The 12,291-nt window shown below is 62.3% G+C and carries 11 protein-coding genes; 10 read left to right on the plus strand and 1 reads right to left on the minus strand.

Translation table 11 applies throughout. From position 1 onward, the window contains the following. The first annotated feature begins 135 nt into the window (after positions 1-135). From BLW21_RS04710 to BLW21_RS04725, 4 genes are all read left to right on the plus strand, one after another. Positions 136-774, plus strand: coding sequence for an HAD family hydrolase (locus BLW21_RS04710; RefSeq protein ID WP_092738278.1), 639 nt, complete (start codon positions 136-138; stop codon positions 772-774). Next, the gene (locus tag BLW21_RS04715) at positions 758-2,047 is read left to right on the plus strand and encodes a site-2 protease family protein (protein ID WP_245711810.1); all 1,290 of its coding nucleotides are present in this window, start codon (positions 758-760) and stop codon (positions 2,045-2,047) included. Before BLW21_RS04710 ends, BLW21_RS04715 begins: the two co-directional genes overlap by 17 nt. 87 nt (positions 2,048-2,134) lie before the next feature. After that, positions 2,135-2,791 carry a hypothetical protein gene (locus BLW21_RS04720; RefSeq protein ID WP_092738279.1) on the plus strand — a complete coding sequence of 219 codons (657 nt, stop codon included), beginning with the start codon at positions 2,135-2,137 and terminating at the stop codon, positions 2,789-2,791. 17 nt (positions 2,792-2,808) lie between these two features. Beyond that, entirely contained in the window at positions 2,809-3,393 is a 585-nt protein-coding gene (locus tag BLW21_RS04725) for a hypothetical protein (protein ID WP_092738280.1), read from the plus strand. Positions 3,394-3,469: 76 nt separating this feature from the next. Here BLW21_RS04725 and BLW21_RS04730 read toward each other — a convergent pair whose 3' ends face one another. Beyond that, the gene (locus BLW21_RS04730) at positions 3,470-4,669 is read right to left on the minus strand and encodes a phosphoglycerate kinase (RefSeq protein WP_092738281.1); all 1,200 of its coding nucleotides are present in this window, start codon (positions 4,667-4,669) and stop codon (positions 3,470-3,472) included. A 256-nt stretch (positions 4,670-4,925) separates the two neighbouring features. Here BLW21_RS04730 and BLW21_RS04735 point away from each other — a divergent pair, with 256 nt between their 5' ends. The 6 genes from BLW21_RS04735 to BLW21_RS04760 all read left to right on the plus strand — a co-directional run bounded on the left by BLW21_RS04735 (position 4,926) and on the right by BLW21_RS04760 (position 12,203). Further along, entirely contained in the window at positions 4,926-7,694 is a 2,769-nt protein-coding gene (locus BLW21_RS04735; RefSeq protein ID WP_092738282.1) for a D-alanine--D-alanine ligase family protein, read from the plus strand. Between the two features lie 170 nt (positions 7,695-7,864). Further along, the gene (locus BLW21_RS04740) at positions 7,865-8,650 is read left to right on the plus strand and encodes a PASTA domain-containing protein (RefSeq protein WP_092738283.1); all 786 of its coding nucleotides are present in this window, start codon (positions 7,865-7,867) and stop codon (positions 8,648-8,650) included. Between the two features lie 212 nt (positions 8,651-8,862). Continuing rightward, entirely contained in the window at positions 8,863-10,737 is a 1,875-nt protein-coding gene (locus tag BLW21_RS04745; RefSeq protein WP_092738284.1) for a hypothetical protein, read from the plus strand. A 109-nt stretch (positions 10,738-10,846) separates the two neighbouring features. Continuing rightward, complete coding sequence (locus tag BLW21_RS04750; RefSeq protein ID WP_092738285.1) at positions 10,847-11,146, plus strand: rhodanese-like domain-containing protein; 300 nt, start codon at positions 10,847-10,849, stop codon at positions 11,144-11,146. A 123-nt stretch (positions 11,147-11,269) separates the two neighbouring features. Then, positions 11,270-11,731: a MarR family winged helix-turn-helix transcriptional regulator gene (locus BLW21_RS04755; RefSeq protein WP_092738286.1), complete on the plus strand. Its 462-nt coding sequence runs from the start codon at positions 11,270-11,272 to the stop codon at positions 11,729-11,731. A gap of 31 nt (positions 11,732-11,762) precedes the next feature. Next, positions 11,763-12,203, plus strand: coding sequence for an organic hydroperoxide resistance protein (locus BLW21_RS04760; protein ID WP_092738287.1), 441 nt, complete (start codon positions 11,763-11,765; stop codon positions 12,201-12,203). Positions 12,204-12,291: the final 88 nt, after the last annotated feature.

The raw sequence follows: 12,291 nt of genomic DNA on the forward strand, positions 1-12,291 counted from the left end.
AGCCCTGCAAACTTCGACTTTTGCGGTTGCATTTGCAATTTTTTATCCGGCAAAGCTGGCGGCTACCTGCGTTATGCAGTGGGGCGCCAGCCCGGTCGCCTGCTTCTACGCATACCTTTGCTTCGCTCCAACCCTATGGCTGAAAAACTTCCGCACCTGCTGTTCGATTTCGGCGGCGTCATCATCAATATCGACTACAACCGTACGCTGGAGGCTATGCGGGCCCTGGGCAGCGGCATTGAATTCACGCAGGCCGCCCAAGCCGAGATGTTCGACCAACTGGAAACCGGCCACATTTCGGCGGCCGAGTTCCGGGACGGGCTGCGCGAGCATTACGGCCTGCAGGCCACCGATGCGCAGCTCGACGCCGCCTGGCACGCCATGCTACTCGACGTGCCGGCCGAACGGCTGGCGTTGATAGCCGATTTGCGCCGCCAGGGCTACCAAACGGCCTTGCTTTCCAATACCAACCACCTGCACATCACCGAAATCAACCGGCGGCTACGGGCGCAGTACGGCCTGCAGAACGGTATTGCCGACTGCCTCGACCGGGTATTTTACTCGCAGGAAGTGGGTTTGCGCAAGCCGGGCGAGGAAATATTCCGGCACGCGCTACGCGAAATGAACTGGCAGGCCGCCGATACGTTGTTTATCGAAGACAGCCCCCAGCATATTGCCACGGCCCGCCGGCTGGGGCTGCACACGCTTTTCCTGACTCCGCCCCTTACTTTGCAGGACGCCCTGCCCGCCGCTATCCGTGCCTTTTCCGCCTGACCCCACCCGGCCCGAACCTACCCCGCCGCCGGAACCACTGCTGCCCCTGCCGTTTCCCGACGCGGCCGGAACGCCCACCTTCACGGCGGCGGAGGCAGCGGCTGATGCGCAAGTAGCGTTCCGGCGCTATGAGCGGCCGTGGCCCCGGCCGGCCCGCTACGGGTTGCACCTGCTGCTGTTTCTGGTTACCCTGCTCACCACCACGCTGGCCGGCGTAACGCTCACCGACAACACCTTTCTGCAAACGATGCTGCCCTTCGAGCTGCTGGCGCAGCCGTTGGTGCAAGTGTGGGCAGCGCTGAAGCCGGGCCTGTGGTACGCGGGGCCGTTTCTGGCGGTGCTTACGGTGCACGAGTTCGGGCACTACTTCACGGCCCGCTACAACCGCATCAGCAGTTCGCTGCCCTACTTTATTCCGCTGCCGCTGGGCTTTGGCACGTTTGGCGCAGTTATCCGCATCAAGGAGCAGATTCATTCGCGGCGCGAGTTTTTTGATGTGGGGCTGGCCGGGCCGCTGGCGGGCTTTGTGGTGGCCGTAGGCGTGCTCTGGTACGGCCTCACGCACCTGCCACCACTGGAATACCTGTTTCAGATTCATCCCGAATTACGGCAGTACGGGGCCGAGTACGGCCGCTACGCCTACCAGAATATGCCGGCTGGCAGCGTGGTCACGTTGGGGCAGCCGCTGCTGTTTCAGGCTATGGCCGCGCTGCTGGCCGATCCGGCGCTGCTGCCCCACCCCTACGAACTGCTGCACTACCCAGTGCTGGTGGCGGGCGTGTTTTCGCTGTTTTTCACGGCCCTCAACCTACTGCCCATCGGCCAGCTCGATGGCGGCCATATTGTGTACGGGTTGCTGGGGCCGCGCCGGGCGGCGCGGGTATCCATCCTGCTATTTGTAGCCTTCATTTTCTACGCCGGACTCGGCCTGTTCATCCTGAATACCAGCACCGACGACTGGCTGACCTGGAGCCTGCCCTATGCGCTGTACTTATGGCTGGTGCTGCGCCGGGCAGTGCCCACGGCCCGGCGGGCGCTGCTGCTGGGAGCTTCCGTGTGGCTGGGGCAAATAGCGCTGGCCTCCGGATTTCCGGGTATACAAGGCAACCCCGGCTGGCTGCTGTTCGGGTTGCTGCTGGCCCGTGCCACCGGCATCTTCCACCCGCCTGCGCCCGACGAACGGCCACTCTCGCCGGGCCGTAAGGTACTGGGCTGGCTGATGCTGCTTATTTTTGTCCTCTGCTTTGCGCCTTCCCCTATCATTATCCAGTAATCGGCCTTCGCCCGCTTCATTCAGAAGGCTCCACTCCCATTCTGGGTGCTGCCCGGAACAACAGGTTTTATCGTTTTCTTTCTATAGATGACTTTCCCGCAATTCTCTCAAAAGCATATTTTTCGCGGTTCTTCGCTGCTGCTGCTGCGCCAGCACGGCCTGTACGTGAGCCAGCGCCGCCGCAACGGCACGCCGTGGCTGGAAACCGAGATTCCGTACGAGGAGCTGCTGCCGGTGGGGCTGGAGTTTGAGGCCCCGGCTCCGGTGCGGCTGCCGCCTTCCTGGCTGTGGCTGCTGGTCTGGTTCGGGTTTCAGGGCGTAAGCCGGTTGGTTACCGATAAGGCCGGCGCGCCCGTACCGCCCGAAATGTGGGCCGCCGGCCTGGGCTTTGTACTGGGCCTGGTCGGGCTGTGGCTGGCACGCCGCTACTTCGGCCGCACGGCCACGCTGGCCACCAACCGCATCCGCCTGAGCCTGCACGATAGGCCCGGCCAACGCGCCGCCCTCGACACCTTCACTGAGGCGCTACGCCTGCGCGCCCACGCCTACCTGCGCCAGGAATACGCCCAGGTCAATCCGTTGGGGCCCATTGAACTGCAGCTCCACCGTCTGCATTGGCTCCACAACCTCGATGTGCTGAGTGAGCCCGAGCTGCGCATTCTCAGCACCCGCCTCACCGGCCGCCCCTCCCTGGAGCCCCTCAAACTCATGGGCATGGACCTGGAAACGCCCTATCTGAATTAACCCGCCCTTCTTGCGCGATGGAACTCTACCAGCAGCACCCGATTCGAGGTTACACGCGCCTGACTACTACCGCCGACGGGCTGCTGGTTGACCAGCAGGGACTTTTCCGGCAACTGCGGCTGGAAATTCCGTACGAGCAGCTGCTGCCCGTACGTACGGCCGCTGAAACCTCGTTTCCAATTTACCTGACCTTCTTCGCGGGGGCGCTCCTGATCAGCTACTTTGCGCAGTGGGCCGAAAACCCATTGCCGGCCTGGTCCGAGCAGGTCGGTATGTCGTTGCTGGGCCTGCTGGTGTTGGGGCTCTGCTATTTCACGTATACCCGGTGGCGCTGGACCATTACCTTCACCACAGGCGCCGGCAGCATCATGCTGGGCAACCGCGACTCCGAGCGGGCAACGATTGAGGAGTTTGCAGTAGCCGTGCGCAATCATACCAAGGACTACCTGTGGACCCGCTACGCCCGGTTCAACTCCTATCTGCCCCTCCAACAGCAGCTCGAAGCCTACGCGACCCTATACGAGCAGAAGGTTATTACGCACGAGCAGCTGCTGGACCTGCAGCAACAAGCTAACCGGCCCGGTTCAGCAGGTTTTCGCTGAACCGGCTGCCCCAGACGCGAAACGGCCGGCCACTGGAAGCATCATCCAGTGGCCGGCCGTTTCGCTTGTTCCTGTCTTATGCCTGCTCCGCTTCCAGCGCCGCGACGCCGGGCAGTTCTTTGCCTTCCATGTACTCGAGCAGCGCGCCACCACCGGTGCTGATGTAGCTTACCTGATCGGCGAAACCAAGCTGGTTGACGGCCGCCGCCGAGTCGCCGCCGCCGATGAGGCTGAAAGCGCCCGACTCGCGGGTGGCGTCGGCAATGGCTTGGGCTACGGCCGTGGTGCCTTTGGCGAAAGTGGGCAGCTCGAACACGCCCATCGGGCCGTTCCAGAGGATGGTTTTGGAGTTGCGCACCACCTCGGTGAAGGCCTTGATGGAATCGGGGCCAAGGTCGAGGCCGAGCCAGCCATCCGGAATCTGGTCGTTGGCCGCTACTTTGGTTTCGGCGTCGTTGGCGAATTTATCGGCAATGAGGCTGTCGGTGGGCAGCAGCAGGTTGACACCTTTGGCCTTGGCCTTTTCGATGAGCTCCAGAGCCAGGGGCATCTTGTCTTCTTCGAGCAGCGAACTGCCGATGCTACCGCCCTGCGCTTTGGCAAACGTGTAGGCCATGCCGCCGCCGATGAGCAGGTTGTCCACTTTGTCGAGCAGTTTCTCGATGATGAGGATCTTGTCGGAGATTTTGGCCCCGCCCATGATGGCCGTGAAGGGGCGCTCGGCCTGCTCCAGCACCTTTTTGGCGTTGTCCAGCTCGCTCAGCAGCAGATAGCCGCCCACGCGGTCGGCGGGCACGAAGCTTTCGGCCATAACGGCCGTGGAGGCGTGGCGGCGGTGGGCCGTACCGAAAGCATCGTTCACGTACACGTCGCCCAGCTTGGCCAGCTTGGCCGCGAAATCGGCGTCGCCTTTTTCTTCCTCCTTATAAAAGCGCACGTTTTCAACCAGCAGCACCTGGCCAGGCTGCAGGTTTTTGGCTTGCTCTTCGGCCTGCAGGGCATCCTCAGCAAACTGCACCTGCTGGCCGTACTCCTGGCTCAGGCGGCTTACGATGTGCTTAAGCGAAAACTTGTCTTCGGGGCCGCCTTTGGGCCGGCCCAGGTGCGAGAGCAGCACTACGGAGCCGCCATCGGCCAGAATCTTTTTGATAGTCGGCGTGGCCGCCCGGATGCGGGTGTCGTCGGTGATGGCGAAGTCTTTGTCGAGCGGCACGTTGAAATCAACGCGCACCACGGCCCGCTTGCCGGCGAAGTTGTATTGATCGAGGGTTTTCATGGAATGGGAATAGGGTTGGCTTGGGGCGAAGGTAAGGCTTTGGGGGATGAAGGGCTGGGGTGACGGGGTGGGGAGATTGTCATTCTGAGCGGAGCGAAGAATCTCGCGTGCCAAAGTAATTCCCAATGATAGGGGTTAGCACTGCAAGCGAGATTCTTCGCTCCGCTCAGAATGACAACCTCCCCACCCCGTCACCCCAGCCCTCCTCACCCCATTACCTCCCTCCAATCACCCAAACCCGTACCTTTACCCTCGTATGAAAATAGGCATCTTCTTTGGCGGCCCGTCGCGGGAGCGGGAAATCAGTTTTGCGGGCGGCCGCACAGTGTACGACAACCTCGACAAGGCCCTGTTTGAGGCCGTGCCGGTGTTTGTCGACAGCAGCGGCAACTTCATCCTGCTCAACTGGGAGTTCATTTACAAGGGCACCATCCGCGACTTCTACCCGCCCGTTTCGGCGCTGCCGGCCAGCAGCGTACCGGTGCAGCTCTACTTCGAGAGCCTGGGTGAACTAAGTGCCGCCGAGCAGGACGCCATCATTGCCGAAGTGGGCCGCCGCGTGGAACCGCGCGAGCTAAGCCAGCTCATCGACTTCGCGTTCCTGGCCCTGCACGGGCCAGGCGGCGAAGACGGGGCCATCCAGGGCCTGTTGGAGTGGTACGGCATTCCATATTCGGGCTCCGGCATTCTGCCCTCGGCGTTCGGTATTGATAAGGTTGCCCAGAAGAAGCTACTCAAGGCTTTGGGCCAGCCCACCCCCGATTTTCGGCTGATTACGGCCAAAGAATGGGATGCTGCCGACCCGCAGGCCACGCTGGATTACCTGGTGCGCGAGCTGGGTTTGCCGCTGGTGTTCAAGGCTCCGCGCCAGGGCAGCAGCATCGGTATCAGCATTCTGCGCGAAGCCGACGTGGCCCAGTTCGCCGCGGCCATCGAGCGCAGCCTGTTCCGCAAAACCGTAACCCAGGCCGAGTGGCAGGGCCTGAGCGACGCCCAGAAAATCAGCTGGCTCCAGCGCCTCGTCGATATCCGCGACGGTATTGGCCTGCCCGTTGTTTTAGCTGATAGCGTGGAGCTGTTAGCTGACAGCTCCACGCTGAACGAAGCTAACAGCCAACAGCTAGCAGCTAATAGCTCAAGCATACTCTATCGGCCTGACGAGCTGTTGCATGCGCTGAATGAGCGGCTGGAAACGGCCGAAAGCGTGCTGCTGACAAGCGTGGAGGGCGAAATGCAGGTGTTGGTGGAAAGCTTCGTGCAGGGACGCGAGTTCTCGTGCATCGTGGTGGAAGACTCCAACGGCCAGCCGCTGGCGTTGCCGCCCACCGAGATTGTGAAGGGCGACGAGATGTTCGACTACCGCTCGAAGTACCTGCCCGGCCTGGCTCGTAAAATCACGCCCATTGCCCTGCCCGAGGCCGATATTCAGGCCATCCGCGACGCCTGCGAAACCATGTTCCGCACCTTCGGCTTCCAGGTATATGCCCGCCTCGATGGCTTTATTCAGGCCGACGGCACCCTTTTCCTTAACGACCCGAACACGACGTCGGGCATGTTACCGGCTTCGTTTTTCTTCCATCAGGCGGCCGAAATCGGGCTCAACCCCAGCCAGTTCCTGACTTACCTGATTCGTACCTCGCTGGCGGCGCGGCGGCGCGGCGGGCTAGGGCCGGTGAAGCTGGCGGCCCTGCTGGCCCGCCTCGATGCGGCCGTGGCCGCGCGGGCCGCGGGCGAGCAACAACGCATTCGGGTGGCCGTGATTATGGGCGGCTACTCCTCCGAGCGGCACATTTCGGTGGAAAGCGGGCGTAACATCTACGAGAAGCTCAGCTCCAGCATCAAGTATGAGCCGGTGCCGGTGTTCCTGACCGGCAGCAGCGCCGAATTCCGCCTCTATGTACTGCCCATCAACGTGATGCTCAAGGACAACGCCGACGACATCCGCGAGAAAATTGAGCACCACGAGGCCGGCCACGAAACCCACCCGGTTCTGGCGCGCATCCGCCGCGAGGCCGAGGGTATTACCAGCACCTACGCCGGCCCCGCCGCCACCCAGCCCCGCCGGGTAACGTTCGAGGAGCTGGCCGCCATGGTAGACGAGGTGTTTATTGCCCTGCACGGCCGCCCCGGCGAAGACGGGGCCCTGCAAGCGCAGCTGGAGCAGTTCGGGCTGCCCTACAACGGCTCGGGCGTGGCCAGCAGCCAGGTCACCATCAACAAGTTCGATACCAACCGCCGCCTGCGCGAAGCCGGCCTGCGGGTGGCCGGGCACCGCATGGCCGCCCGCCAAGAGTGGGCCGCCGACGCCGAAAGCTTCTTCCGCGGCCTCGAAACCCAGTTTCCCTACCCCTTCATCGCCAAGCCCGCCGACGACGGCTGCTCTTCAGCGGTGAAGAAAATCAAAAACCGCGCGGAGCTGGAAGCCTTCACCCGCCTCATCTTCCGCGACCAGGAAGATTTGCTGCCCGCCGAGGCCACCACGCTTAGTTTGGGCTTCAAGGAGGAATTCCCGCGCAAGGAGGCCTTTTTGGTGGAGACGCTGATTGACCGCGACGGCGCCGCGCATTTTCTGGAAGTAACCGGCGGCCTGCTTACCCACTGGGGCCCCGGTGGCGAGCTGGAAATCGAGGTGTTTGAGGCCTCCGAGGCGCTGGCGACGGGCGAGGTGCTGAGCCTGGAGGAGAAGTTTCTGGCCGGCGAAGGCCAGAACATTACCCCGGCCCGCTACGCCCCGGAGGCCGCCGAGCGGCAGCGCATTTCGGAGGAAGTGAAGCGGGAACTGCGCCGGGTGGCCGAAATCCTGCATATCCAGGGCTATGCCCGCATCGACGCCTTCGTGCGGGTGCGCGCCAACGGGGCGGTGGAGGTGCTCATCATTGAGGTAAACTCGCTGCCCGGCATGACGCCGGCCACCTGCATCTTCCACCAGACGGCGCTGGCCGGCTACACGCCCTACCAGTTCATCGACCAGATTCTGGAGTTCGGCAAGCAGCGCACCCAGCAGCAGGCCGTGCGCACGATGTAGGGGCAGGGCTTGCCCCCGCCCGCAGCTGAACGGACTCGTTGAATCGGCGCGAATGGTGAGCGGGGGCAAGCCCCGCCCCTACGTCAGGCGGTTTTGGCCTGGCACCGCGCCAATATCCTAACTTTGCCCTTCTGGCTCTCAGCTTCCAACTCCTAGCTTCTCCCAACTAAATGTCTTTTCTCCGCTCCGATACGCCGGCCGATTTGCTCAAGCACCTGCTCCTGATTCTGGTGCTTGTAGGGGCGCTGGGGTTCGGCTTTTTCTTCGTGTATCTGCCCATCACCACCAACCACGGCGAAACGATTGTGGTGCCCAAGGTAACGGGCATGAACCAGGCCGACCTGGAGGATTACCTCGACGAGCGGGACCTGGATTTTCTGGTCGATGACAGCACCTATAACGCCGGAATAAAGCCCGGCACGGTACTGCAGCAGGAGCCCAAAGCGGGCGAGCAGGTGAAGCAGGGCCGCAAGCTTTACGTAACGGTGTCAATGAAAAATCCGCCCGTTATCAAGATGCCCAAGCTCACCGACGGCTCGGTGAAAAATGCTCAGATGATTCTCAAAAGCTACGATCTGATAGTCGGCCAACTCAAGTTTGTGCCCAACATTCAGAAGGACGCCGTGCTGCGGCAGTCGGTGAACGGCAAGGAAATAGCGGCCGGCGACCCCATCACTAAGGGCACCCGCGTAGACCTGGAAGTGGGCGACGGGCTGGGCAACCAGGAGTTTCCGGTGCCCAACCTCGTAAATATGCCCGCCGACGAGGCCACCACCCTGCTCGTGGGCCAGGGCCTGCAGGTGGGCGAAATCTTCTACGAACCCGCCCGCAACGGCGAAACCGACGGCACCATCACCAAGCAGCGCCCCGTACCTGGCGCCGGCAGCACCATCCGCATGGGCCAGCTCGTAGATCTGTGGGTGGCCGGCTCGGGCCCGCTGAAGGGGGTAGAGTAGCTGTTAGCTGTTAGCTGTTAGCTGAATGAACGAAAGCTAATAGCTGTCAGCTAACAACTAATAGCTTTCATTCATTCAGCTGTCAGCGAATAGCTCAGAAAAGCAAGGTTCGTTGCACGCCAGCGGGCCTTGCTGCGTTTATACGCGTATGTGCTGGCGCGACGCGTTACGAAACATACTTCGCCCCGAAACCTGCCTTTACTTTTTTACTTATGAACTACCGCTACTGCTATCTGCTGGCCTCGTTGCTACTACTGATTCCCGCCCTAAGCCGAGCCCAGCAAGTCCGGCCGCTGGGCTCGGAGCCGGCGCACGCACTGGTGGGCGACGCCGGCGCGGCCCAGCGGGCGGTGGTGCTGCCGCTGCCGTTTTTCGATGACTTTGCGCGCCAGCCCGAGGGCCGGCCCGATGCCCAGCGCTGGGAACCAACGGGCGGCGCACTGGTGAACAACCGCTATCCGCGCCGGCCCATTTCGCGCAACGTGGCCACCCTCGATGGCCTCGATGGCCTCGGCCGGCCCCGCGGCGCCATCGGCCGGGTGGGCGACGCCGACTCGCTGACCTCGCAACCCATCGACCTGAGTGGCCTGCAGCCTACCGACAAGGTGTATCTGAGCTTCTTCTGGCAGGCGGGCACCCGGCGCGGCCGGCCCGAATCCAGCGGCACCCGGCCCATCGCGCTCTACGTCGAGTTCAAGCGCGAAGGCCAGGGCGGCACCTGGGATGAGGTGTGGCGGCTCAATAGTCCGGGTGATACGACCAACTTTCGCTTTAAGGCCCTGCCCATCGATCAGGCTGCTTACCTGCACGGCGCCTTTCAGTTCCGGATTCGTACCAGCGGCTACCTCTACAACGCCCGCGACGCCTGGAGCGTGGATTACGTGCGCCTAGACCGTAACCGCTCGGCCACCGACTCGACCTTCCGCGACATTGCTACCAGCCGGGCCCTACCCAGCGCCCTGCGCCGCTACACGGCTATGCCGGTAAACCAGTTCAATGCCAACGTCACCAGCGAGCTGGCCACAACGCGCACGCCTACCACGGCCAACAACCTCGACGGCGGCCCCGCTCCCACGCCCATTACCTGGTTGGGCCTGCTCGATGTGCTGCCTGATAACATCACCTCGCGCTTTCTGCGGGGCAACGCTTCGCTCGATGCCCAGGCCCGGCAGTACCCGATAGCCGGCGAAGCCAGCGTGCCCGCCGTGCCGCTTACACCCGCCCCCAAGCAGCTGCGGCAGCGGGTGGTGCTCATCACCAACGAAACCGACCCGCGCACGCTCGCCAACGACACCATTAGCCGCCGCACCGACCTGAGCGACTACTTCGCTTACGACGACGGCACGGCCGAGGCCTCGCTGAGCCTGGCCCCGGCCTCTACCGGTCCGCCCAGCTACTACGCCCTGCGCTTCGACCTCAACCAGCCCGACCAAGTGCGGGGTCTGCGTTTGTATCCGGTGCTGGCTACTGCTGCCGGGCGCACGCTCACGGCCGCCATCTGGGACGTTGCGGAGGGCAGCAGCCAACCCACAGCCCAGCCCAAGGCCACCAAAACCTTTACTGTGCCCCTCACGCTGCCAGCGGGCCAGCCCTACGTAGACGTGGTGTTTGATACGCCAGTGAAGGTGAGCAGCAACTTTTTTGCCGGTTACGGCCAAGCCCCTACCACGCAGTTCGTGGAGTTTGGCTACGATTTGAACAATGCTTCACCAGCCGATTACCTGTATTTCGGCTCGCAGGGAGTCTGGCAGAAATTCAACCCCGCCACCAATTACAGCCCTGCGGGTGCCCTGATGTTGCGGCCGCTGATGGGCGGCGGCGTGATAACGGCCACGCCCACCGCCGACGTGGCTGCCCGCTACCGCCTCGCCCCCAACCCTGCCCCCAACGGCCGGGTGCGGGTACCCGGCCCCTACCGCCACGCCACCGTGCTCGATGCCCTGGGCCGGGTGGTATGGGAGCAGCCCGTCGCCGAGGCTGGCCAGCCGGAGCTACAGCTACCACTAGCCGCCGGCCTCTACTTTGTGCGCCTGCTGCTGCCTGATGGCCAGATCATCACGCAGCGGCTGGCGGTGGGTGGACAGTAGGCCCACAATGCACTTGGCGCTTATTGTCTGGCTTTTTTGTTATTGTTGCGTTTGAAGCCCTACCACCTTCCTTTCCATGCGGGGCTTTTTCTGCTCTTTTTACTCTGCTATGACCGACATTACTGCCGTTGAACTTAAAGCCCGCTTAGTTCAAGGTACCGCCCCCGTTATCATTGATGTGCGCGAAACCTGGGAAAACGAAGAAAGCCACATTGCCGGTAGCCGCAATATTCCGTTAGGAGAGTTGCCCGGCAGAGTAGAGGAACTGGAAGAACTGCACGACCAGGAAGTAGTGGTGCATTGCAAGGGCGGCAGTCGCTCGGCCGTGGCCAAGGCCTTCTTGCAGCAGCAGGGTTTTACCCAGGTGCGCAATCTGATAGGCGGTTTTCAGGCCTACGAAAAGGCCTGAAGACGGCCTGACCTGCTTTAATAATTGATTGACCAGGTGTCGCTTGAGGCATCTGGTCAATTCTTTTTACATATTAATTGTGCACAATTAAAACTTGTACAACACTTTCTCCGTTTAACTAACATGACTGATTTCGCAGCTCCTCTGTCGCCCGATGCTTCCAACCCGCTGTTGCGGCTGAACAACCAGTTGTGCTTTCCGCTCTACGCCGCCTCCCGCATGCTCACCAAGGCATACCAGCCACTGTTGCAGGAACTGGGCCTCACGTATCCGCAGTACCTGGTGCTGCTGCTACTCTGGGAACACAGCGAACTGACGGTAAAAGAACTGGGCGAGCATTTGCTGCTCGATTCGGGCACCCTCACTCCCCTGCTCAAGCGCATGGAGCAGCGGCAGTGGCTTAGTCGCCGCCGCGCCCCCCACGATGAGCGGTCTGTCATTATCGGACTGCAGCCGGCGGGCGAGGCCCTGCGCGGGCCAGCCTGCCGGATTCCGGAGCAGTTACTAACCCGCCTCGATATGCCGACGGAGGAGTTCGTAGCCCTGCGCAACCAGCTCAATCACTTGCTTACCCGGCTTCAATAGCCCGCTTTTTTTCTCCTTTATTTTTTCCCGTATGAAACTCACCAACAAAGTATTCACGGCGCAGGCCAAAGCCAAAGGTGGCCGCGACGGCGCCATCAGCACCAGCAACGAAGTACTGAACCTGACGCTGAGCACGCCGAAGGAAATGGGCGGCCCCGGCAAAGCTGGCGCCACCAACCCCGAGCAGTTGTTCGCGGCCGGCTATGCCGCCTGCTTCGAAGGGGCCCTCGGCGTAGCCGCCCGTCAGGCCGGCGTGAAACTCCAGGACGTGACGGTGGAAGCCCTCATCGGCTTCGGCCAGGCCGAAGACGGCGGTTACGGCATTTCGGCTGACCTGCACGTGAACCTGCCCGGCTTCGAGCAGGCTCAGGCCGAGCAGCTGGTAGAGGCCGCCCACGGCATCTGCCCCTACTCCCGCGCCACCCGCAACAACATCGAGGTCAACCTAACTACGACCACCTACGCGGCATAACTACCGGGTCTTTTTGCGAGGGTTGACCAGCTGTCACCGCTTTCCAGCGGATGCGGCGGCCGGTCAACCTTCCGCTTTCACTGCCTCT

Origin of the sequence: Hymenobacter psychrophilus (genome assembly GCF_900107135.1) — a bacterium.
Taxonomy (GTDB): domain Bacteria; phylum Bacteroidota; class Bacteroidia; order Cytophagales; family Hymenobacteraceae; genus Hymenobacter; species Hymenobacter psychrophilus.